Raw genomic sequence first — 20205 nt, 5'->3', positions numbered from 1 at the left:
GACAATTATTTCGCTCAACCTGAAACTTGAAACCTGAAACAAAAAAAGCTGTTCATAACTGAACAGCTTTTTTACTTTGAATTAGTAATTGCCCTTATTCTGTAATCGGTGCGCCAGCCAAGATTTCGGCATTGGCAAACTCTTCAAATTTCGCAAAATTAGCTTTGAATTTCTGAGCTAATTCTAACGCTTTTTTATCATATAAATCTTTGTCTTTCCAAGTATTTCTAGGATTTAAAATTTCCTCAGGAACGTTAGGACAAGATTGTGGTTTTGCAATTCCAAATACTTCGTGATTTTTGTATTCTACAGTATCCAGTTCTCCGTTTAATGCAGCCGTAATCATGGCACGAGTGTATTTTAGTTTCATACGGCTTCCTGTTCCGTATGCACCGCCAGTCCATCCTGTATTGATTAACCAAACTTTTACATCAGCATCTTTCATTTTTTTGCTTAACATTTCAGCATATTTTGTTGGATGCAACGGCATGAAAGGCGCTCCAAAACAAGCCGAGAAATTAGGCTGTGGTTCTGTAACTCCTGCTTCTGTCCCCGCAACTTTTGCTGTATATCCAGAAATAAAATGGTAAGCAGCCTGTCCTGGAGTTAATCTTGAAATAGGAGGCAGAATTCCGAAAGAATCTGCTGTAAGGAAAAATATATTTTTTGGATTATGACCAATAGAACCTGGCTGAATATTATCGATATGTGTTATTGGGTAGCTTACACGAGTATTTTGAGTGATCGAAACATCATCAAAATCAACTTCATTAGTTCCTGCTTTGAAAACCACATTTTCTAAAAGTGCTCCTTTTTTGATTGCTCTAAAAATGTCCGGCTCATTTTCTTCAGTTAAGTTGATTACTTTAGCGTAGCATCCGCCTTCGAAGTTGAAAACCGTATTTTCAGAAGTCCATCCGTGCTCATCGTCACCAATTAATTTACGTTCCGGATCTGCAGATAAAGTTGTTTTTCCTGTTCCTGATAATCCGAAGAAAATGGCTGTATCTCCATCTTTACCAACATTGGCGCTGCAATGCATTGGAAGTGTGTTTTCAAAAACCGGTAAAATGAAGTTTAAAGCAGAGAAAATTCCTTTTTTCATTTCTCCTGTATAACCCGTTCCGCCAATTAAAGCTACTTTTTTAGTAAAATCTAAAATAGCAAAGTTAGACTGACGTGTTCCGTCTACAGCAGGATCTGCCATAAAACTTGGCGCACAAACTACAGTCCAATCTGCAGTAAAATTTGCCAGTTCAGACTCTTCTGGTCTTAAGAACATATTGTAGCAAAACAAATTTGACCAGGCTGTTTCGGTTACAACGCGAACATTTAACCTGTAATTTGGATCTGAACAAACATAAGCATCACGAACAAAAACTTCTTTGTCTGATAAAAACTTGGTTACCTTATTGTATAATTTCTCAAAAGCTTCTGGTGCAAACGGAATATTTACATTTCCCCACCATACTTTATCTTCTGTAATGCTGTCTTTTACAATAAAACGATCTTGTGGAGAACGTCCTGTAAATTCACCTGTATTAATTGCCAAAGCACCTGTAGAGGCCTCAACACCCTGTCCTGATTGCACAGTTATTGCATGTAATTCATCTGCTGATAACTGGTAACGAACCGTTGCATTTTCTATTCCTAATTCTTTTAACGAAATCGATTGCGCGAAAAGTGTGTTATTGTCCATAAATTTAATGTTGTGTGTGTTATTTTTTGGGTGCAACAAAATATAATTTTACTAATACTTAAGTGTAAAACCCAAGTTTGCAAATTGTTATATTTTTTATCAAAGGAGATAAAAAGCAATAAAAATTCACATAAGTAACCTTATATGTTAATTATGAGACAAAATTAAAGATTAATTTTAATACAGAATTTTTTTTTCGGGATTTTATGATTTTTTCCTCAAAATAGTAAGAAATAATACCGCCCAGCCAATAATTAATAAGAATCCGCCCAAAGGTGTTGCGAATACGATAATTTTAGAATCAAAAACTGTAAGACTTTTTGTAGCTAATACATAGATCGATCCGCTAAACAGAACTACACCGGCAACAACTAAATTGTAGATTGTTTTTAAGGTTTTTTCAGCGATATCTTTTCGGGTTGAAAGAAAAAGTAAAAAAAGAGCATGATACATTTGGTAACGAACACCAACTTCAAAAGTGTTTAACTCCTCTATAGATAAATATTTTTTTAGCAAATGTGCTCCAAAAGCACCAAAAATAATTGCTAACATCCCTATAAAAGCACCAGTTAAAACGATTCTTCTTTTCATATTTTCTAAACTTTTAATTTTAAACAAAAATACTTCATCCTATCCAATTTTCATTTTAGTTTTTAAAATATTTCATCTTTAAAACCAATATTTTTACAGCAATATAAGTCCCTAAAGATTAACATTTTTTCAAATTAAATTTGTTATATTTATAACATTTTAATATGTTTGTGTTAAATACTTGAGTTATGAGAAGCATTTTAATAATTGGAGCCGGCAGATCAGCATCTTCGCTGATTCGTTATTTACTAGCAAAATCAGAAATCGAAAACCTCCATCTTGTCGTTGCCGATTTATCTTTGGCTTTGGCCGAGAAAAAAACACAGAAACATCCCAACGCGACTCCAATTGCTTTAGATATTTTTAATAAAGAAGAAAGAAAAGCCGCGATAGAAAAAGCTTCCATTGTAATTTCGATGCTTCCGGCACATTTACATATTGAAATTGCAAAAGACTGCATCGAGTTTAAAAAACATCTTGTAACTGCATCTTATATAAGTGATGCGATGCAGGCTCTGGACGAAGAAGCCAAAAAGAACAACCTTATTTTCATGAACGAAATTGGTCTTGATCCCGGAATCGACCATATGAGCGCCATGAAAGTTATTGACGAGATTAGATCAAAAGGCGGCAATATGCTTTTGTTTGAATCGTTTTGCGGCGGTTTAGTAGCTCCGGAATGCGATGATAACTTATGGAATTATAAATTTACCTGGGCGCCAAGAAACGTAGTTCTGGCCGGACAAGGCGGTGCAGCCAAATTTATTCAGGAAGGTACTTATAAATACATTCCGTACAGCGCTTTGTTTCGCCGGACAGAATTTCTGGAAGTTGAAGGTTACGGAAAATTTGAAGCCTATTCAAACCGCGATTCTTTAAAATACAGATCTATTTACGGCTTAGACGATGTTTTGACTTTATATCGAGGAACAATTAGAAGAGTTGGTTTTTCCAAAGCCTGGAATATGTTTGTACAGCTCGGAATGACCGATGACAGTTATATCATGGAAGATTCTCAGAATATGAGTTACCGTCAGTTTGTAAATTCTTTTCTTCCTTACCATCCTACAGATTCTGTTGAGATTAAAACCCGTTTTATACTTAAAATTGATCAGGACGATATTATGTGGGACAAACTTTTAGAACTGGATTTATTTAACCCAGACAAAAAAGTAAACCTTCCAAATGCTACTCCGGCTCAAATTTTAGAAAAAATCTTAACCGACAGCTGGGCTCTTGAGCCAGAAGACAAAGACATGATTGTAATGTACCATAAATTTGGTTACGAACTAAATGGCGAGAAAAAACAAATCGATTCGAAAATGGTTTGTATTGGCGACGACCAAACCTATACCGCAATGGCAAAAACAGTAGGGCTTCCGGTTGCAATTGCTACATTGCTGATTTTAAACGGAAAAATCACAACTCCCGGCGTTCAGCTTCCTATAAAGAAAGAAGTTTATGAACCAATCTTAAAAGAATTAGAAGAGTACGGTGTTATTTTTAACGAACAAACGGTACCTTATTTTGGATACAATCCAGATTTATTTTAATCTGGGTTCTTTTTTATTTTTAGAATTTTTTTTTAGTTTATTTATCCGCTTCTATCTTTTTAGAAGCGGATTTTTTTGTTTTATTAACTACATCCCTTTTTGTATTATAATAGGCAGATGGTGTTTTACTCTGACTTTTTTATCATCGTTATAACCCGGAATCCATCTTGGACAATTTTGCAAAACACGAATGTATTCTTTTCCAGATTCTACTCCCAGTTCATTCTCTATAATTTTAAAATTAGACAGACATCCATCAGTTTCAATTATAAATTCTGCAACTATTTTTCCCGAAAGATTAGTATTGATCTCATGAAAGTTGTTACCCACATATTTGTAAAACTTCTCAATGCCGCCAATAAATTCAGGTTTGATTTCAACTTCTCTCCACATAATAAAATTAGGATGTTTTTTATTTGAACTAGCTGCTGATTCCTGAGAAAAGCTATAATTGTTAAAGAAAACAGAGAGCAGGACAAAAACTAATCTCTTGAAATTTAAAACTAAGTACATATATTTATTATTTTATAATACGTCTTAGTTTTGTGACGTAATCGTTATAGGCAATGCATACAATACTCTGACAGGTTTATCGTCTTGCGTTCCCGGATTCCATTTAGGGGAAAGTTTTAAAACTCTTTCTGCTTCTTCTCCCAGCCCATATCCAAGATTTTTTATAATTTTAATTTCAGACAAGCTTCCGTCTTCTTCAACCATAAACTGCATAAATAATTTTCCTTGAATTTTTTCTTTTACAGCAGCTGCAGGCATTTGGTAATGTTTACCAAAAAACTTGTAAAATGCCATAAGTCCTCCAGGAAACTCAGGTTTTTTTTCAATAGTATCTGCTGCTTCAATACTTTCTTTTTCAACAGAAACTGGTTTTCCCTGCACCTTCTGCGCTAAAGATTTTGCTGAAAAAATAAACAAAACAAAAACACAAATAACAGTGGTAATTACAACCTTTAAGACTGTATTAACCGGAGATTCTTTTTTGGTCATCATAAGTAAACGTTTTTTAGTTATTAAATAGTTGATATTACTGGCAAGCGAAATAGTCTTTTTATTTGAAGCAAAATCAAGCAGCAAATTCTGATAATCTGAAACCGAATTAAACTGTTTATTCACCGCTTCATCGGCCAAAAACTCATGATTTAGTTTAATTGCTTTTTTATACAAAATAATCAGAGGATTAAACCAAAATGCGATTTGAAGAATTTCTAGAAATAGAATATCTAAGGAATGTTTTTGAACCAAATGTGCTTTTTCATGCATTATTAATTCATTTGGAATTTTACCATTTTCAAATTCACTTTTATTAATAAAAATTGTGTTCCAAAATGAATGTGGTAAAACTGCATCATCAATCAAAACCACGTTTTCGCCATTTATTAAATCTGTTTTGCTCTCCTTTATCTTTTTGTAAAATGAATATAAATTCAACAGAAATCTAATTATCAAAAACAAAACAATCAAAACATAAATAGAAACAAGTATTGGAACCAAAAAATCATTATAAGATATAGATTGTAAATTTTGACTGCTTTTTTGAATCACCACTTCATTAAGTTGAATGAGTTTTGTTCCAAATAAAAACTTAGATCCAAACGAAAAAATATTTAACGGAAGAACAAAGCTAAGCGCTAGGCTTCCTAACAAATAAGCCCTGTTAAAACGAAACATTTTTTCGTTTTCCAGCAACAATTTATACACTGCATAAAAAACAAAAAGCAGTATTCCTGATTTTAAAAGATAGGTTATCATTTTTTCTTTTTTTGAATTTCAGAATCGATTATTTTCTTAAGATCTTCTAATTCCGATGCTGACAAATTGGTTTCGGTTGTAAAAAAAGAAGCAAACTGCGAAGCCGAATTATTAAAGAAATTACTAATCAGCCCTTTTACGTGTTTTGCAAAATAATCTGTTTTTTTTACCAGCGGATAATATTCTCTCGAATTTCCAAATTCGTTGTACGCTACAAATTTCTTGTCAATCATTCGTTTCAAAAGCGTCGCCACAGTTGTTGTTGCCGGTTTTGGTTCCGGATACGCTTCGAGCAAATCTTTCATAAAAGCCTTTTCAAGCTTCCATAAATGCTCCATTAATTGCTCTTCTGAGTTTGATAGTTGTATCATGATTTACTGTTTTTCAAGTTTTTCTGTTTCAGACAATTCTTTTTTATATTCCTCTAAATTCCATTCAATATTCATTTTTGCTGCATATTCGGCCATTGTGCCAAGTCCTGCTTCTGCGCGCCTTTTGTCTACATTATCCGGATCTATCATTGGTGATATACGAATTTTATTCGTCTTTTTATTCATTGAACTCTGACTGCCATAAATTTGTTTTTTTCCTTCTCTCAACGCTACTCTATCTTCTAAATAGGCCAAATTCCCTGGATTTGCATTCCCATTTTTAACCGCCTCTCTCATCATAGGCAGATACTTTTGCTGGTATTCTAAATCAGAATGCTGAATAACCAAAAATAACGTCTGATTTCCTTGTGTTCCCACTACATTTTTTCCTAACCAGCCCCTTTCGTCCAGTATTTTCATAACCTTAATAAGATTAATGCTGTCTTTTCTTTGCATAATTTTACCAATGCTGTCAATTTTCTTTTTATCAGGTTTTGAGGCTCTGTAAACACTCATAAATTCTCCGCGAATTTCCTGATCTGCGGTATAAATTTCTGCAAGTTCTTTTTCAAGCACTTTATCATAATTTGCTCCAATGATATCTAATTTCTTTTGCAGTTTTTCGATTGTTTTATTCCATTCTTTTTCTGAGTGCAAAGGCTTCAAATCATTGTCAATTTTAATATGCGTAATATTTTCATATCCGTTATCAATAGAAAGATTCAGCCATTTAAATGCTTTTTTATTTTCTTTTGCCATAGAAGCAGAACAGCCGGCGTTGTATAAGTCCCGAAAGTCTTTCTTTTCTATTTTAAAAGCTTTATCATAATACGAAACAGACAATTCATAGTTTTTTGCCGTATAACAAGAATCTGCTTTACGAACCCATTCTTTATAAGTTTGAGCCTGCAGGAAAAGGCAGTTCAATAAAATAAAAGAAAGTGCGATTATTTTTTTCATGGTTTAGAGGTTAGTTTATTTAATATTTTGTTCCGAAATCAATTCTCCTTTATCGTAATTTTTGATTTCTTTTAATTTTCCTTTGTCCGAATAAAACTTCCATTCTCCAAAATAAAACCAATGCGTTTCAACCGAATTCGTTTCTAATTTTGTTTTCCCTTTCGATTCCAGCTTTCCATTTTCGTAATAACTTTTCACGATACAGATTCCTTTTTTGTATTTTTCTGTTTTGTAGATTTTCCCGTTAATGTACGTTTTCCATTTTTTTACCGGAAGATCATTTTTATAGAATTCATAGGATTTATAAACTGTTCCGTCTTGCGAATACGTATCAATCCAAACGCCTTCTTTTTTCTTATCAATTTTCTGATTGATCGGTTTGCTTTTACAACTCAAAAGCATTAATCCGCAAAAAATTAGTAAAAAGAGTTTTTTAAAATTCATAATTACTCTACAATTATAGATTGACCTCTACAAATGTAGAATTAGATTTTAAATATGCAAGAAAAAGAGTTCTTTTTTTTCAGATGAAGGTTCAGAAAAACAAAGTGACAAAAATTTTTCTTGCCTGAACCACAATAAAAAAGACTATAACAAAAAAAATCCGCTCATTTCTGAACGGATTTTATATCTTAAAAAATCTTAGTGTCTTTGCGCCTTCGCGACAAAAACGCCTTATTTACTTAATTCTACAAAATACTTGTAAAACAACGGAATAGTTTCAATTCCTTTCAAGTAATTAAAGATTCCGAAATGTTCATTTGGTGAGTGAATGGCATCAGAATCCAAACCGAATCCCATCAAAATCGTTTTGCTTTTTAATTCTTTCTCAAATAAAGCCACAATTGGAATACTTCCTCCAGAACGAACCGGAATTGCAGGAACTCCAAAAGTTTCTGTATACGCTTTATTTGCCGCCTGATATCCAATACTGTCAATTGGCGTTACATAACCTTGACCACCGTGGTGCGGCGTTACTTTTACCGTAACTCCGGCAGGAGCAATACTTGTAAAATGTTTTGTAAAAAGTTCTGTAATCTCTTCCCATTCCTGATTTGGAACTAAACGCATCGAGATTTTAGCAAAAGCTTTACTCGCAATAACCGTTTTTGCACCTTCGCCCTGGTAACCGCCCCAGATTCCGTTTACGTCTAATGTCGGACGAATTGAGTTGCGCTCGTTGGTTACATAACCTTTTTCGCCATAAACATCAGCGATGTTTAAAGCATTTTTATATTTTTCTAAACTAAAAGGCGCTTTTGCCATTTCAGCTCTTTCTTCTGCAGATAATTCCTGAACTTTATCGTAGAATCCCGGAATTGTAATATGATTGTTTTCGTCGTGAAGAGAAGCAATCATTTTTGCCAAAATATTAATCGGGTTTGCCACCGCACCTCCGTATAAACCAGAATGCAAATCGCGGTTTGGACCTGTAACTTCTACTTCAACATAACTCAAACCTCTTAAACCTGTCGTGATCGACGGTTGTTGGTTAGAAATCATTCCAGTATCTGAAATCAGGATAACGTCATTTTTCAGTTTTTCCTGATTACGCTCTACGAACCAAGCCAAACTTGCTGAACCTACTTCTTCTTCACCTTCGATCATGAATTTTACATTACATGGCAGATTATTGTTCTGCACCATATATTCCAGCGCTTTTACGTGCATGTACATCTGACCTTTGTCGTCACACGCTCCACGTGCGAAAATAGCGCCTTCTGGGTGAATATCTGTAGTTTTAATAACAGGTTCAAATGGCGGTGAAGTCCATAGTTCTAATGGATCTGGCGGCTGAACATCGTAGTGTCCGTAAACTAAAACCGTTGGAAGATTTGGATCTATAATTTTCTCTCCGTAGATAATTGGGTAACCCGGAGTGTCGCAAACTTCAACTAAATCGCAGCCTGCTTTTGATAAACTTTCTTTTACAGCCTCTGCTGTATCAATAACATCTTGTGAATATGCAGTGTCGGCACTTACCGACGGAATCTTTAATAATTCGATCAATTCATTGATAAACCGATCTTTATGTTGTTGAACGTAGGACTTAATATTTTCCATTTAAATTATTTTTATAGAAAACCAAAAGTACAAAAAAGAGAATTAAAAAAAATTTTCAAAAAAGTCTTTGATAATTCAAAAGTATGCCTATCTTTGCACCCACAATTACGCGGATATGGTGAAATTGGTAGACATGCCAGACTTAGGATCTGGTGCCGCAAGGCGTGTAGGTTCGAGTCCTATTATCCGCACTAAAAAAGCTTCTGAAGATTTTTCAGAAGCTTTTTTGTTTTTAGAATATCTGCTGTTTTGTTAACCGCTTATTTATCATTCTGCAATATTTCTTGCCACTCGTTTAAAATTTTATATACATTAAAGTATTCAGAATCTTCATAAACAGCATCTAATGATGAATTATAATCAGCTGCATATTTTTTGTATATATTTTCTATAGCATTCAATTTATATTTCAGATAACAAATTATACATTCTTTTTGCGTTCTATCAAGAAGAGAAAATCTTGTTTTTTGGTGTTCCTCTAAATTATAACCCAAAGTAAATACAACATCAACAGAATAAAATTCCTTCCCGTCAACAATTGTCTGCTCCAAAATATCGAATATTAAAAATTTGGGGAGACAAAATCTCATTCCTTTTGGATCAAAAAACGATAATGAGCTGGAACAAAAATAAATATCTTCATCTGAAATAGCATTCCAATTTTCTCTTTCATCCTTTTTCCTTAACTCTAACATTGTTTTTGCATCAGCGTAATCATCTATTCCCTGCGCTTCCCAAAGACCAATTCCATCTTCAAGTTTAACATCTTTAAAAGCAATTTGTATTTTGGCAATCAATTCTTCCTTTGTCATTATATTGTCTAATTAAATAGCGAAAATAAGAATTTTCATATACATTTAGGCTTTAAACAATTCAATAACTGATAAAAGCCTTTAGCTTTCAAACATAAAAAAACCTTCTGATGAAGCAGGAAGCAATTCATTTCGCTTTATATTCATTACATAAATATGTTTCGTTTGTTATTTCGACGAAGGAGAAATCTCCGTAATCAGCTCTACAAAGATTGGATTTTCTTTGCAGAGTTACTTGTGAAGATTTCTCCTTCGGCAAAATGACAAAACGGTTCGTAAAAAAAACTTCATAAATTAGACGCAACCTATTTGATAATTAAACATCTATAAAAAAAGACCTTCATGAAAAATTATATTTCCTTTTTTATTCTGATTTTGGGAATAATTTCCTGTAACTCTGATGAGGACAAAAGTTTGGAGGGGAATTTTGAATTTACCTCTAAATATTCAGCTACAGTAACGGTTGGCGGTGTTGTTGGTATAAAGGAACGCTTTTTTGAAACTGGAGAAGTCTATAAAGGTTCAGACAGAGGAAAAGAAACAATAAGAATAAGAATAGCCGAACATTCTCAATTAAATGACAATTGCCCAAACAGTATGTGTTATCAGGAATTTCTGGATGTTCCTCGAGTGAACTTAAAATTTGTAAAATAGGCTAAAAGTAAATCAAGCAGACTTGTCGATCTTCTAATGAGATTCCTCGTTCCTCGGAATGACAAAAAATGACGATTATGATTGCGAAGATGGATTAAAATCCATCCCTACAATATAATTTGTTCCTACGGAATGCTGTAAAAACTCTATTCTTTATCCCTCAATTCTCTTTTTCAAAATCTCAAGCAATTCTTCTTTGGTCATAAAAGAATTCATGAAATCCTCGAGGTTTCCTTCGTTAGAAACTTCTCTAAAAAAAACTTCGTGGTCTGTACCAAATAAAGTTGGGTTTTCGGGATTTGGGTCAGATAAAGCGATATAGAAATTATCGGGGAAACCGTAGCTTGTCATCAGCAGAATAAAATCTGGAGCTGGATCGTTGGTTACTTTTATGATTTCACTTAAATCTGTTTCATCATCCATAAAATCATCGTTCCATTCGGTGTAATCTTCTGTGCCTTCTTTGAAAGGTGTAAAAGGAGAAACTTCCCAAAACATCTGGCCGAAACCTTCTATTGTTAATCTGAAATATTTTTGAATAATTTTATCGTAAAAAGCTTCTTTATTTTCTTTAAAAAGTGCTTCGTTTTCGTTTATAAAATCGCCTATTCCGTAAATAGGTTCTTCCTCATCGGCAGTTGCCCAAGGTTTATCTGTTGGTCTTTGATACAAAACGGTATTAAAAGTTATGGATTGCAAATCTTCCTGCAGCGAAATGCCTTTTACATGTTCTATATTTCCACCTAATTTTTTGATTTGTTGCAGAATTTCCTTTTTCATCTTTTATCTTGGTTAAATAACTTTATTTAAAAATAAGGAATTTTGGTTTATTGACCGCTAAGTTCACTAGCTTTTATCATTTTGACGAAAGGAGTTTTCAGCATCACCAACAGGTTGTACACATGAAAAAAATTACGGAAATCACTCTGGAATTTTTTGTTGGTTTGCTGTTTTAGTTCCTCCTTTCGTCGAAATGAAAATAATTTCTTTTATCTAATCAACATCCAAATAAGGATCGAGAACTTCTGCCAATCTATTCATCCAATAAAAATCATCATCAATATTAGGCAATTCAGATTCCAGAGTTTCGCAGCCTCGCATAGAGCATAACGTAAGCGCATAATTTACTTGTCGTATCATTTTCGCCATATCTTTTGGATCTAGAACTTCATCAAAAAAATCTTTTAATCTGGTTTCTATTTCTTTAGAAAAATTCCCTGTAGCCATTATCTTATTTTTTATTTGAAGCAAATATAATAATTTGTAGGCATGTATGCTATCGAAAGAGAAATAAATCTTTCCACTTTTGAAATATGAACATTTCAGAAGAAAATTATATTATAAATCTTGGTATTCACATTAGACAATTACGTGAAAAGAAAGACTTATCGCAGCAAGATTTAGCTGATGATTCTGGCATGACTAAATCTCAAATAGCAAGAATAGAAACCGCTAAAATTAATACTTCAGTAAAAACTCTTGTAAAAATCGCCAAAGGTTTAGATATTGAACTTAAAGAATTGTTTAATTTTTCTTTGAAATAATTCTTTCAAAACATTGAAAAAATTCAAGAATCTTCACGAAACTCAAAAATTTGCAATTGCAATTCCTATTTTGTTTGTTATTAGTGGTGCAACAAGACATTATCTTGAGAATTTTAGAGGTACTTTGACATATGCTTATGGCGCTACTTTTACATTATTTTTAAGTTTATTTCTTGTCGTTTTTTCTTTTGTCAATTCTATCCTAATCGTAAAAGATTTAAGATTAAAATTTGTTCCAAAATCTTTATGGCTTTTATTAAACGCATCTATTTTTCTTTATATGTTTATTGCAATGACAATCGCAATGTTCACATAAAGCAAATAATTCGGCTAAAGCCTTTCTCTTTCAAGTATAAAAAAACCTCCAGCTAAAGCAGGAGGCAATTCATTAATTGTTAGATTTGCTTATAAATGACAAGTCACTAAACAAATGAAAATATCGAAGAAAAGAAAAATAGCATTGTTTTTAATTACATTATTATGCATTATAACTTTAATTAGTTATTTAAATTTCAGAGGTTTTCACGCTAAGTTCTACAACAAAACCGGAAAAGATCTTGATTCTTTAGTAATTGCAGGAACTTTGATTGGTGATTTGAAAAGTGACAATTCAACTAAAAACATTGATTTTAAAAAATTTGTCTTTGATGGTGATATACCCTATGAAATAATTAGCAGTAAAATAAAAAACAAAAAAGTAGAACAGCTAAATTGGAGTGATTGCGGAACAAATATAGAAGCACAAACTAAAGGATCTTATACTTTTGATATCAAAAAAGCACTAGACGAAAACGGAAACACTTGCCTGTATCTAGTTGAGCATAACAAAAAAATATTCTGGGAAGAAAAATAAAATCATCTAGTTTGTCATTTCGACGAAGGAGAAATCGCACGCGCATATCGACAAAGATTGGCGATTCTTTGTGGAGTTTCTAGTGTGATTTCTCCTTCGTCGAAATGACAAATATTGCGCAAAAACCTTTGTCAAAGTTTTAAACTTTGACAAAGGCTCTATTTAAATGAACTTATATTTCTTATATGGTTTAAAAATTTTAGCTCTTTAATAGTTCCAAAACTTTATCCACATTAATTTCACTATAATCATTAATATAAAAATCACATACCGGAAGCTGTTCTTTTGTATGCGTACTCAAAACGCCAACTACTTTCATTCCTGCATTTAATCCCGCTGTAATTCCCGAAAAAGAATCTTCGAAAACCACACAATCAGACGGAGAAACACCAACACGCTCTGCCGATTTTAAATATACTTCGGGATTTGGTTTATGAAACGTTACATCTTCGCTTGACATCATCGAATCCATTTTGTCTGTGATTTTTAAAGCATTTGCAATCAAATCCAGATTCGCACGCGGCGCCGATGTTGCAACGGCTGTTTTGAATCCGCGCGATTTTAATTCGCTTAAAAAATCCAAATAATGCGGAATCGTATCGACTTTGTCTTTATAAATTTCGCGGAACATTCCTTCTTTTTCGTCTTCAAGTTTTAAAAGTTCTTCCCCCGCAATTGGGCGCTTGAAGAAATGCGTCATGATATAACTATTATGTTTTCCGTACATATGTTCTTCAAATTCTTCATTGGTATAAGGAACATTATATTTATCGAAAAATGCCTCAAAAGCCTTTACATGATGCGGATTGGTGTGCGAAATCACGCCATCCATATCAAAAATTACACATTGCTGTTTCATTTTATATTTTTTGTTTTTTAACTGTTGCAAGATAGGGCAATATAACGGCATTCCACAGAGATTCGCGGAGGTTTTTCGCGGAGATTCGCTAAGAGTTTTTTTTTGAATCTCGCAAAGTCGAAGTCCCGAAGCTTCGGGAGCAAAGTATTTGTTTCACGCAGATTTTAAAAAGATTTAAGCAGATAAGCGCAGATAATTATTAAAATTAAATCTGCTAAAATCTGCAGAATCTGCGTGAAAAAATCCTTTTGAATCTTATTAATCTGTGGCAAAAAAATAAAAAACTCTGCGCCTTTGCGAGATTAAATCCATCAACCGATCCAAATTTTACTTTTAACCAAAGTCATAGTCTGTCTTAAATGCTGATTACACGCAATGAGAATAATCAAAACCACCAAACCATAACCAACAATCGTATAAATCTCCATATCGGACAATAAAGTGGCTTGTTTGGCAACGGTTCCGAAGACTTTTTTCAAGGCCAAAGTATTGGCATTATCTGCCGAATATCCTTTCGCCATAAAACTTTGCGCTGTAGAGGCAATAGTTTGTTGCGCTTCAGGATTTTCGCCTGTTACAAACTGGCTTAATTTTAAAAAGTGTTTCTTGTTTAAAAATACCGTTGCATTCTGCATGACACAAAAACCAATTGTACTTCCCCAGAAACGTCCAGAAACGCCAACAATTCCCGAAGAAACCGCCATTTTTGCCGGAACCGAAGAGGTCGTAAATAAAATTAACGGAACAAATAAAAACCCCACTCCGATTCCTTGCAAAATATATGGAATAATAATATCAGACAAAGCCACATCAGGCACAAACAGAAACGTAAACCAAAAATGAAAAATGGCAATTAACGTAAAACCAATCATAAAAATGATTTTAGTAGAAACAGATTTCATCAGGAAAAATGCGGCTAAAATTAGCCCGATTACATTGCCTAATCCGTTTATGTATTGTACGCCCGCAACTCGTGACGGATCCCAATTCCAAATAGAAAACATCGCCGAATGACAAAGACTCAGCGTTGCTCTACTTATGTAAAAAAGGAAGAACAATAAAAATCCGATTCGAAGATTGGCGTATTTAAAAACTTCAAAATCGAAGGTGGGTCTTTTTACCAAAAGTTCTTTAAAGATGAATAAACCGCCTGTAATTAAAGCAATTATCAGCATTAAAACCATTTGAGAAGACTCAAACCAATATTTTTTCTCGGCATAAACAAAAAAGTAAGCACCGCAAAGAATAGCAGTTAAAACCAAAAAATAACTCATCCAGTCGATTTGATACAACGGAATTTTCTTTGTGATTCGGTGCCCACGAAAAGTAACTAAGATTAAAAAGACATTTAAAACCTGCAATCCGCCCGAAACATACAGCATGTATTTCCAATCGTAATGATCCAGAAACCAAACCGCAATGTTCATAATAAATGGCGTTGACAATAACAGCGAACCGTAATAAAAGGAGAAACCAATTATAATGGCGTTTTTAGAATTAAACTGCTCAATCAATAATTGTCTGATTGTAATTACCGGAAGTGCCATTAAGATTCCCTCAGCAATTCTGAGCATTAAAAAAAGATAAAAATTGGTAATATACGCCGATGAAACAATCGTAATTCCGATTAAGGAATACACTGCCATCAGGTAACTTTTTGCAGGAAAAAAACTCGAAAATCGACTTTCGATCAAAATCGTTGCCAGCAAAGTTCCGTAGGTAACGCACATTGCAAACTGCAGATCTTCGGGCTCAATGTCCAGAAAACTGGCTGCGTACGTTACGTTTGAAGTATAAACTCCCAATAAAATCATGGAATGCAAAAGGCAGACAAACAAAATAATAATGATTGCCCATCTTGGAACCCAGGATTTAAAAATACTTTTATCTTCCATTTTAGTGCGCTGCGATCACAGTGATATTCATTCCCGCTCTTAAAAAATCGGTTTGTTTGTCGTTGTCTTTTAACTGAATTCGAACCGGAATTCTTTGTTCTATTTTTACGAAGTTTCCGGTTGCATTATCTGGAGGAAGCAGCGAAAATCTTGCGCCGCTCGCAGGCGATAAAGAAGAAATTGTACCAATAAACGTTTTGTCGCTTACAGCATCTGCTTTTATTTCAACATCTTGTCCAACGGTTAAATATTGCAATTGCGTTTCTTTAAAATTGGCTGTAATCCATTTTTCTTTGCTTACAATCGAAAGCAGAGATTGCCCTTCTTTTACCAATTGTCCTGGTTGTAACGTTCGTTTTCCAACCCAGCCGTCGTACGGCGCTGTAATTATCGTGTACGAAAGAAACAATGCCGCATTATCAGCCACAGCTTGTTTTGATGCAATATTGGTTTGTGTAGTCGGCACATTCGCTTCGGCAACAGAAGTGCTTAAAGTCGCCGAATGAATTCTGTTTTTCATTTCTTCAAAATGCGCCTGCGCTGCTTCGTAATCGGCGCGAACTTTTTCTAATTGCTGAGAAGTTGCCGCTTCGTCTTTGACCAAAGCTTTATACCTTTCGTATTCTAGTTTTGTTTTCCAAAGATTCGATTTTGCGCCGTCTAACTGCGATTCGTTAATAGCCGTTGCACTTGCCGTTGTAACTGCATTTCTTTGCGCCACAACACTGTTTTGCTGCGCGTTTTGAACATCTGCAAGCGCTACATTCAATTTCGATTTATATTCTCTATTATCAATTACAACCAAAGTATCGCCTTTATGCACAAACTGATTTTCATTAAATCGAACTTCCTGCACATAACCTGTAATACGTGACATAATTGGCGTAACATACTGTTCCACCTGCGCATCATTGGTTTCTTCGTGGTTTCTGTTGAATACATAAAACCAAATTCCCAAAATAACCCCGCTTATCACAAGCGCACACGCAATAATTGTTATTAATATATGAAACGTTCTGTTTCGTCTAGTTTCATTTTTTATCTTAACCATATCTTTTTTCTATTCTCTATATTCTATTTTCTAAGTCTTCTATCAATTCTTTCCTCTTGCTTCTTTCCTCTAAGGCTTCAGCCTAATCTTTCACCATCTAACTCTGAGGCATAATCCCCGCCGTATGAAGCAGCTCATAATGTTTTAAAACTGCATCCAATCGGGTAGAAATTTTGTTGTATTTCGCTTGAAGCAAAGCATTATCAGCATCGACCATTTCGGTAATTAAAACCAATTGATTTAAATATTTCAGTTTTACGATTCGGTAGTTTTCACTGGCTAAGTCCAAAGCTTTATCAACAACCACAAACTTTTCAAGGATTTCCTGATACTGCGTATGCTCTTTATAAAGCTTGTCTTGAATTTCATCTTTTATGATTTCCGACTGCATTTGCTGCCATTCGATTTTTTTGTTCGCCTGTTCGACTTTAGTTTTGTTTTTATATAAAGCCGAAATATCAAAACTAGCTTCAATTCCCACTTGTCCTAAAGTGTACAAATACGGATTTGGCGGAAAAAATTTGTAGTTCGGATAATAAAAACCATAATTCCCAAAGAAGTTTACCGTTGGCAGATAATTTCCTTTAACCAATTGCAATTCTGTTTTCTTGATGTTTAATTCCTGACTTGCCATACGCATTTCTTCGTTCTGCAAAGCTTTAGTCATATAAAAATCATACGGATCCAAACCGTTCATTTCGTCTAGATTAGACGTTGTGTCAATTGCGATTTCTTCGTTTTCTGGAATCTGAATTAAAGTTTTCAGATCATGAAGCGCAATTTTTATGTTTTTGGAGTTTGTTAGCGCATTTAGTTCACGATCCGAAAGCTGTAATTCGGCTCTAATAACTTCATTTTTTGTAACCGTTCCGTGTTTTTGAAGGGATTGCACTTCTTTCAATCGGCTTTTTTCTTCTTTAATGTTTTCTTCAAAAATTTTCTGAAGTTCCATCATTTTATAAATCGACAGATAGTTTGCTACCACTTCAAGCTCGATATCATTTTCGGTCTTTTCGGTTTTTATTTTAGCAATTTCACTTTCCTGATTCGCAATTTTGATGGCATTATTAATCTTATTACCCGCATAAATTGGCATTTTAAAAGTCGAATTGACCTGATAAATTTCAGGAATTGCCTTGGTTACTTCTTTTCCATTTAAGAAACCGCTTCCTTTAAATTCCGTTATATTGGTAATTCTGGAATACTCACCGTTTAATTCGATATCCGGCAGGCGGAGCTCTTTACTTTCTTTAATGTTTTGCTCCGAGAGCGTGATCTCCAATTGAGATCTAAGGATTTTTTTATTGTTTTCTTTTGCCAGTTTCAAAGCTTCTTTTAATGAAACCGAATGAACTTCCTGCGCTTGTAAGCCATTGAATGCTAATACAATTAATAATAACAGCAGGATTCTGGAAAAACAGTCGTCTGTAGAATTTGTTATTTTAAGGAACATGAATATATAAATATTTTATGCTGCAAAGTTCCTTCATTTTTCTGTTGACTGATAATTCTAAAAAGTCAATAACATATTCATTTCGGACAAATGTTAAAATTGATATTTCCGAAAACGTTATATTAAAACACTGGAAAACAATTTATTACAAAACAGATTTGGATTGTGATATTTCACGCAAATTTTAATAGATTTAAGCAGATGCGCGCAGATTTTTATTTTTTTTCTCGCAGATTTGGCCGATTGTTCAGATTATAAAGCATTTAAAAAAAAAATTCAAATTTGCGGAATCTGCGAGAGATTTTTTCACGTATGAAATAAAGAGAATCTGCAAAATCGGCTTAAATCTATTAAAATCTGCGTGAAACAAAAATCTATTTTCCGCGTTCTAATATCTCTTCACCATTTAAGTAATCGGAAGGTCTTTGCCCCAAAATTTTGAAAAATGTGTTGCTGAAAGTCGGAACACTACTGTAACCAACTTCTTGGGCTACCTCTTTTACAGAAAGTTTTCTTTCTAATAAAAGCTCGATTGCTTTTAAGATTCTGCGAATGGTATAATATTGAATAAAAGACATTTTAAGATCCTTTTGAAACAAGCGATACAAAGAGCGCTCGCTGTAACCGAATTCATGCGCTACATCAGCAAATAGAATCGTTTCTCCAAGATTATTCTCCACATGCCGAAGGATTTTTCCCAATCGTTTGTCTTTTGGCTGCGGAAGTTCTAAAGGGAGATTATTGGTGCAAATTTGCGGAAGAATCGCTTTTATCGCTTTTGCAATGGTAAAGTTTGGAGAGCCTTTTTTTAAATCTCCATTCCACTGATTGGTAAAAAGCATCATTTGCAGTAATAAATTATTGACTGGATAAATGCCTTCCTTTTTATAAAACTCGTTCTCATTCTTTTCAACCGGAAAATACAGATTTCGCATCATCACGTGTTCCGACTTTGGTTCGATGCTGTGTTCTAATCCAGCCGGAATCCAAATAAAATGCCTTGCAGGAAGAAAATAGGATTTCGTTTCGGTGGTTACAAAAACGACATCGCCTTCTGCATATAACATTTGTGCTTTTTCATGTTTGTGAGTTGGAACAAGCAATTCACCCATTATATCATGGTGACAGTAAATGCTTTTTTTGTCAGCATCTACTTTCTTGATGTAATATTTGTCTACTTTAAAAGTTCCTGGTTCCATTTAAATGATACGATGATTCGCACTATAAAGATAAGAAAGAAATTTAACCGCAAAGACGCAAGGTAAAAACGTAAAGTTCGCAAAGCTTTATATTCTTAAAAATTCAGCCACAGATTAAAAGATTAAAAGGATTTTCAAAATCTGTGTCAATCTGTGTAATCTGTGGCTAAAAAAAACTTTGCGTAAATCTTTGCGTCTTTGCGGTTAAAACCTAAAAAACAAAAATGCCTTTCCGTTAAGAAAGGCTTTTAACAACTTGTCTCGTTCTTAAACGAGAGGACTCGAACCCGTCTCATCCTTAGACGAGATGACAGGCATGTATTTCAACCTTTATTATTTTTGATCCTTAATTAAAGCTTCTATTGATTTTCTATTCAACTTTTTCAACCTTAATTCTTCAATCAAAGCTTCCTTTTTAGTTTCAAATGCTTTCGAATAAACCAACTCCCACGGTCCTTTATTCGAAGTATATCTGCTTCTATTTTCATTATGATACAATAATCTTTGAGTAATATCTTCACTAAACCCTTTGTAATAAACATCAAAAGTTTTAGAATAAATTATATAAACGTAAAACATAAATCAAAACTTAATGGCAAAAAAAAATACCTATCATTACGATAGGTATTTTAAACAACTTAGGCGGTCTGGACGGGACTCGAACCCGCGACCCCATGCGTGACAGGCATGTATTCTAACCAACTGAACTACCAAACCCTGCGTTATTGCGAGTGCAAAAATACAACAGAATTTCATTTCTGCAAGCGTTTTTGCGAATAAAATTTGAGAAATTTTTAATTGGTTAAATTCCAATATTTTAAAAAATGCCTTCGAAATCAAAAAGGAAGAAGTTTCTTTCTTTTACCGTAAAGAGCGCAAAGTT

At 33.9% G+C, this 20205-nt stretch carries 21 protein-coding genes, 2 tRNA genes and 1 pseudogene; 6 read left to right on the top strand and 18 right to left on the bottom strand.

What is annotated here, in order from left to right:
• Positions 1 to 94: 94 nt before the first annotated feature.
• Complete coding sequence (gene pckA, locus L1276_RS09315) at positions 95 to 1699, bottom strand: phosphoenolpyruvate carboxykinase (ATP) (protein ID WP_253787094.1); 1605 nt, start codon at positions 1697 to 1699, stop codon at positions 95 to 97.
• A gap of 204 nt (positions 1700 to 1903) precedes the next feature.
• On the bottom strand, positions 1904 to 2290 hold the full coding sequence (locus L1276_RS09310) for a DUF423 domain-containing protein (protein WP_253787092.1): 387 nt from the start codon (positions 2288 to 2290) through the stop codon (positions 1904 to 1906).
• A 188-nt stretch (positions 2291 to 2478) separates the two neighbouring features.
• Between L1276_RS09310 and L1276_RS09305 the strand changes: the two genes are divergently transcribed.
• On the top strand, positions 2479 to 3843 hold the full coding sequence (locus L1276_RS09305; RefSeq protein ID WP_253787090.1) for a saccharopine dehydrogenase family protein: 1365 nt from the start codon (positions 2479 to 2481) through the stop codon (positions 3841 to 3843).
• Between the two features lie 87 nt (positions 3844 to 3930).
• Here L1276_RS09305 and L1276_RS09300 read toward each other — a convergent pair whose 3' ends face one another.
• From L1276_RS09300 to L1276_RS09275, 6 genes are all read right to left on the bottom strand, one after another.
• Positions 3931 to 4356, bottom strand: coding sequence for an energy transducer TonB (locus L1276_RS09300; RefSeq protein ID WP_253787088.1), 426 nt, complete (start codon positions 4354 to 4356; stop codon positions 3931 to 3933).
• Between the two features lie 24 nt (positions 4357 to 4380).
• Positions 4381 to 5607 carry a M56 family metallopeptidase gene (locus L1276_RS09295; RefSeq protein ID WP_253787087.1) on the bottom strand — a complete coding sequence of 409 codons (1227 nt, stop codon included), beginning with the start codon at positions 5605 to 5607 and terminating at the stop codon, positions 4381 to 4383.
• A complete protein-coding gene (locus L1276_RS09290; RefSeq protein ID WP_253787085.1) occupies positions 5604 to 5978 on the bottom strand; it encodes a BlaI/MecI/CopY family transcriptional regulator in 375 nt (124 codons plus the stop codon). The genes L1276_RS09295 and L1276_RS09290 overlap by 4 nt, the downstream gene beginning before the upstream one ends.
• A gap of 3 nt (positions 5979 to 5981) precedes the next feature.
• Positions 5982 to 6938 carry a DUF6624 domain-containing protein gene (locus L1276_RS09285; protein WP_253787083.1) on the bottom strand — a complete coding sequence of 319 codons (957 nt, stop codon included), beginning with the start codon at positions 6936 to 6938 and terminating at the stop codon, positions 5982 to 5984.
• A gap of 15 nt (positions 6939 to 6953) precedes the next feature.
• Complete coding sequence (locus L1276_RS09280) at positions 6954 to 7382, bottom strand: hypothetical protein (RefSeq protein WP_253787081.1); 429 nt, start codon at positions 7380 to 7382, stop codon at positions 6954 to 6956.
• A 231-nt stretch (positions 7383 to 7613) separates the two neighbouring features.
• Positions 7614 to 9002, bottom strand: coding sequence for a dipeptidase (locus L1276_RS09275; RefSeq protein WP_253787079.1), 1389 nt, complete (start codon positions 9000 to 9002; stop codon positions 7614 to 7616).
• 109 nt (positions 9003 to 9111) lie between these two features.
• On the opposite strand from L1276_RS09275, the gene L1276_RS09270 reads away from it, so the two are divergent.
• Positions 9112 to 9193, top strand: a tRNA-Leu gene (locus tag L1276_RS09270).
• A gap of 69 nt (positions 9194 to 9262) precedes the next feature.
• Here the strand turns inward: L1276_RS09270 and L1276_RS09265 are convergent.
• Positions 9263 to 9814: a DUF6714 family protein gene (locus L1276_RS09265; protein WP_253787077.1), complete on the bottom strand. Its 552-nt coding sequence runs from the start codon at positions 9812 to 9814 to the stop codon at positions 9263 to 9265.
• 342 nt (positions 9815 to 10156) lie between these two features.
• On the opposite strand from L1276_RS09265, the gene L1276_RS09260 reads away from it, so the two are divergent.
• The gene (locus L1276_RS09260) at positions 10157 to 10468 is read left to right on the top strand and encodes a hypothetical protein (protein WP_253787075.1); all 312 of its coding nucleotides are present in this window, start codon (positions 10157 to 10159) and stop codon (positions 10466 to 10468) included.
• Positions 10469 to 10621: 153 nt separating this feature from the next.
• Here the strand turns inward: L1276_RS09260 and L1276_RS09255 are convergent, their stop codons facing one another.
• Both L1276_RS09255 and L1276_RS09250 read right to left on the bottom strand, forming a co-directional pair.
• Positions 10622 to 11248, bottom strand: a complete 627-nt coding sequence (locus L1276_RS09255; protein ID WP_253787074.1) for a hypothetical protein — start codon at positions 11246 to 11248, stop codon at positions 10622 to 10624.
• A 213-nt stretch (positions 11249 to 11461) separates the two neighbouring features.
• Complete coding sequence (locus L1276_RS09250; RefSeq protein ID WP_253787072.1) at positions 11462 to 11695, bottom strand: hypothetical protein; 234 nt, start codon at positions 11693 to 11695, stop codon at positions 11462 to 11464.
• A gap of 86 nt (positions 11696 to 11781) precedes the next feature.
• On the opposite strand from L1276_RS09250, the gene L1276_RS09245 reads away from it, so the two are divergent.
• The 3 genes from L1276_RS09245 to L1276_RS09235 all read left to right on the top strand — a co-directional run bounded on the left by L1276_RS09245 (position 11782) and on the right by L1276_RS09235 (position 12865).
• Positions 11782 to 12012: a helix-turn-helix domain-containing protein gene (locus tag L1276_RS09245; protein WP_253787070.1), complete on the top strand. Its 231-nt coding sequence runs from the start codon at positions 11782 to 11784 to the stop codon at positions 12010 to 12012.
• Between the two features lie 13 nt (positions 12013 to 12025).
• On the top strand, positions 12026 to 12328 hold the full coding sequence (locus L1276_RS09240) for a hypothetical protein (protein ID WP_253787069.1): 303 nt from the start codon (positions 12026 to 12028) through the stop codon (positions 12326 to 12328).
• A 114-nt stretch (positions 12329 to 12442) separates the two neighbouring features.
• Positions 12443 to 12865 (top strand): hypothetical protein, encoded by a 423-nt coding sequence (locus L1276_RS09235; RefSeq protein ID WP_253787067.1) that lies wholly within the window; start codon positions 12443 to 12445, stop codon positions 12863 to 12865.
• 331 nt (positions 12866 to 13196) lie between these two features.
• Here the strand turns inward: L1276_RS09235 and L1276_RS09230 are convergent.
• The 7 genes and pseudogenes from L1276_RS09230 to L1276_RS09200 all read right to left on the bottom strand — a co-directional run.
• Positions 13197 to 13724: pseudogene (locus L1276_RS09230) on the bottom strand (HAD family hydrolase); the annotation flags it as partial.
• Positions 13725 to 14035: 311 nt separating this feature from the next.
• Positions 14036 to 15619, bottom strand: coding sequence for an MFS transporter (locus tag L1276_RS09225; protein WP_253787064.1), 1584 nt, complete (start codon positions 15617 to 15619; stop codon positions 14036 to 14038).
• 1 nt (position 15620) lies between these two features.
• A complete protein-coding gene (locus L1276_RS09220; protein ID WP_253787063.1) occupies positions 15621 to 16670 on the bottom strand; it encodes an HlyD family secretion protein in 1050 nt (349 codons plus the stop codon).
• 97 nt (positions 16671 to 16767) lie between these two features.
• On the bottom strand, positions 16768 to 18123 hold the full coding sequence (locus L1276_RS09215; RefSeq protein ID WP_253787061.1) for a TolC family protein: 1356 nt from the start codon (positions 18121 to 18123) through the stop codon (positions 16768 to 16770).
• Between the two features lie 374 nt (positions 18124 to 18497).
• Positions 18498 to 19322: an AraC family transcriptional regulator gene (locus tag L1276_RS09210; RefSeq protein ID WP_253787059.1), complete on the bottom strand. Its 825-nt coding sequence runs from the start codon at positions 19320 to 19322 to the stop codon at positions 18498 to 18500.
• Between the two features lie 333 nt (positions 19323 to 19655).
• Complete coding sequence (locus tag L1276_RS09205; RefSeq protein WP_253787057.1) at positions 19656 to 19901, bottom strand: GIY-YIG nuclease family protein; 246 nt, start codon at positions 19899 to 19901, stop codon at positions 19656 to 19658.
• Between the two features lie 64 nt (positions 19902 to 19965).
• Positions 19966 to 20039: transfer RNA gene (locus L1276_RS09200), tRNA-Asp, on the bottom strand.
• Between the last annotated feature and the right edge of the window lie 166 nt (positions 20040 to 20205).

The organism is Flavobacterium sp. HSC-32F16 (genome assembly GCF_024171645.1).
Classification (GTDB): Bacteria; Bacteroidota; Bacteroidia; order Flavobacteriales; family Flavobacteriaceae; genus Flavobacterium.
Note: the sequence above shows the minus strand (reverse complement) of the source record. Positions and strands in the feature narration are given on the sequence as shown.

Coding starts and splice junctions, on each gene's coding strand:
- L1276_RS09245 (WP_253787070.1), top strand. CDS start 11,782: ATGAACATTTCAGAAGAAAATTATATTATAAATCTTGGTATTCACATT.
- L1276_RS09260 (WP_253787075.1), top strand. CDS start 10,157: ATGAAAAATTATATTTCCTTTTTTATTCTGATTTTGGGAATAATTTCC.
- L1276_RS09220 (WP_253787063.1), bottom strand. CDS start 16,670: ATGGTTAAGATAAAAAATGAAACTAGACGAAACAGAACGTTTCATATA.
- L1276_RS09210 (WP_253787059.1), bottom strand. CDS start 19,322: ATGGAACCAGGAACTTTTAAAGTAGACAAATATTACATCAAGAAAGTA.
- L1276_RS09310 (WP_253787092.1), bottom strand. CDS start 2,290: ATGAAAAGAAGAATCGTTTTAACTGGTGCTTTTATAGGGATGTTAGCA.
- L1276_RS09235 (WP_253787067.1), top strand. CDS start 12,443: ATGAAAATATCGAAGAAAAGAAAAATAGCATTGTTTTTAATTACATTA.
- L1276_RS09275 (WP_253787079.1), bottom strand. CDS start 9,002: ATGGAAAATATTAAGTCCTACGTTCAACAACATAAAGATCGGTTTATC.
- pckA (WP_253787094.1), bottom strand. CDS start 1,699: ATGGACAATAACACACTTTTCGCGCAATCGATTTCGTTAAAAGAATTA.
- L1276_RS09280 (WP_253787081.1), bottom strand. CDS start 7,382: ATGAATTTTAAAAAACTCTTTTTACTAATTTTTTGCGGATTAATGCTT.
- L1276_RS09215 (WP_253787061.1), bottom strand. CDS start 18,123: ATGTTCCTTAAAATAACAAATTCTACAGACGACTGTTTTTCCAGAATC.
- L1276_RS09225 (WP_253787064.1), bottom strand. CDS start 15,619: ATGGAAGATAAAAGTATTTTTAAATCCTGGGTTCCAAGATGGGCAATC.
- L1276_RS09265 (WP_253787077.1), bottom strand. CDS start 9,814: ATGACAAAGGAAGAATTGATTGCCAAAATACAAATTGCTTTTAAAGAT.
- L1276_RS09255 (WP_253787074.1), bottom strand. CDS start 11,248: ATGAAAAAGGAAATTCTGCAACAAATCAAAAAATTAGGTGGAAATATA.
- L1276_RS09250 (WP_253787072.1), bottom strand. CDS start 11,695: ATGGCTACAGGGAATTTTTCTAAAGAAATAGAAACCAGATTAAAAGAT.
- L1276_RS09205 (WP_253787057.1), bottom strand. CDS start 19,901: ATGTTTTACGTTTATATAATTTATTCTAAAACTTTTGATGTTTATTAC.
- L1276_RS09290 (WP_253787085.1), bottom strand. CDS start 5,978: ATGATACAACTATCAAACTCAGAAGAGCAATTAATGGAGCATTTATGG.
- L1276_RS09300 (WP_253787088.1), bottom strand. CDS start 4,356: ATGTACTTAGTTTTAAATTTCAAGAGATTAGTTTTTGTCCTGCTCTCT.
- L1276_RS09305 (WP_253787090.1), top strand. CDS start 2,479: ATGAGAAGCATTTTAATAATTGGAGCCGGCAGATCAGCATCTTCGCTG.
- L1276_RS09285 (WP_253787083.1), bottom strand. CDS start 6,938: ATGAAAAAAATAATCGCACTTTCTTTTATTTTATTGAACTGCCTTTTC.
- L1276_RS09295 (WP_253787087.1), bottom strand. CDS start 5,607: ATGATAACCTATCTTTTAAAATCAGGAATACTGCTTTTTGTTTTTTAT.